Annotated in this window: 2 protein-coding genes; both read left to right on the top strand. The window is 67.7% G+C overall.

The window, feature by feature from the left end; genetic code table 11:
- Positions 1–755 (top strand): alpha-glucosidase C-terminal domain-containing protein (locus VT52_RS34790; protein ID WP_143070985.1); only part of this gene is annotated, 755 nt, incomplete at its 5' end.
- On the top strand, positions 752–1,604 hold an 853-nt coding region (locus VT52_RS34785), incomplete at its 3' end, for an alpha-amylase family glycosyl hydrolase (RefSeq protein WP_240510033.1). The genes VT52_RS34790 and VT52_RS34785, both read left to right, overlap by 4 nt.

Genomic DNA, 1,604 nt, shown 5'->3' with positions numbered 1-1,604 from the left:
CGTTCACCCGCCCCGCCATGATGCACACCCTCGCGCAGATCGGCTTCCAGCAGTCGTACACCTACTTCACCTGGCGGGAGACGAAGCAGGAACTCACTGAATACATGCGTGAGTTGTCGGGTGAGGCGGCCGCCTACATGCGACCCAACCTCTTCGCGAACACCCCCGACATCCTGCCCGGCCACCTCCAGCACGGCGGCCGGCCCGCCTTCGAGATCCGTGCCGTGCTCGCGGCGACCCTCTCCCCCGCCTGGGGCATCTACAGCGGCTACGAGCTGTGCGAGAACACCCCGCTGCGCCGGGGCGGCGAGGAGTACCGCGATTCCGAGAAGTACCGACTCCGGCCCCGGGACTGGGAGTCGGCCGAGCGTGAGGGCCGTACGATCGCGCCGCTCATCACCCGGCTGAACGCCGTCCGCCGTGCACACCCGGCGCTACAGCGCCTGCGGAACCTCCGCTTCCACCGGACCGACAACGACGCCGTGCTCGCCTACAGCAAGAGCACGGGGACGGACACGGTCATCGTGGTCGTCAATCTCGACCCGCATCACGCCCAGGAGGCCACTGTCTCGTTGGACATGCCGCAACTCGGCCTGGACTGGGACGCCGCCCTGCCCGTGCACGACGAACTGTCGGGCGAGGCGTACCACTGGGGCAGGACCAACTACGTGCGCCTCACGCCGGGCCGCGCGCCGGCGCACGTGCTCCACGTCCAGCGATCGACGCACCGGAACGGAGGGCCCGCAGCGTCATGACCGTGAACGAACCCGTACTGGACACCTTCGAGGACACCCCTGCCCGGGACCGGGACCCGCAGTGGTTCAAGCGTGCCGTCTTCTACGAGGTCCTGGTCCGCTCCTTCCACGACAGCAACGGCGACGGAGTCGGCGACCTCAAGGGCCTGACCGCCAAGCTCGACTACCTCCAGTGGCTCGGCGTGGACTGCCTGTGGCTGCCGCCCTTCTTCAAGTCACCGCTGAGAGACGGCGGTTACGACGTCGCCGACTACACGGCCGTGCTCCCCGAGTTCGGCGACCTCGCCGACTTCGTGGAGTTCGTGGACGCGGCCCACCAGCGCGGCATGCGCGTGATCATCGACTTCGTCATGAACCACACCAGCGACCAGCACCCGTGGTTCCAGGAGTCGCGCAAGAACCCCGACGGCCCCTACGGGGACTACTACGTCTGGGCCGACGACGACAAGCGGTACGAGGACGCGCGGATCATCTTCGTGGACACGGAGGCGTCCAACTGGACGTACGACCCCGTGCGGGGCCAGTACTACTTCCACCGCTTCTTCTCCCACCAGCCGGACCTCGACTACGAGAACCCGGCGGTGCAGGAGGAGATCCTCGCCGCGCTGAAGTTCTGGCTGGACCTCGGCATCGACGGCTACCGGCTGGACGCGGTCCCCTACCTCTACGCGGAGGAGGGCACCAACTGCGAGAACCTGCCCGCGACCCACCAGTTCCTCAAGCGGGTCCGCAAGGAGATCGACACCCAGTACCCGGACACCGTGCTGCTCGCGGAGGCCAACCAGTGGCCCGAGGACGTGGTCGACTACTTCGGGGACTACACGCGCGGCGGCGACGAGTGCCACATGG

Source organism: Streptomyces malaysiense, from assembly GCF_000980885.2.
Taxonomy (GTDB): domain Bacteria; phylum Actinomycetota; class Actinomycetes; order Streptomycetales; family Streptomycetaceae; genus Streptomyces; species Streptomyces malaysiense.
Note: the sequence above shows the minus strand (reverse complement) of the source record. Positions and strands in the feature narration are given on the sequence as shown.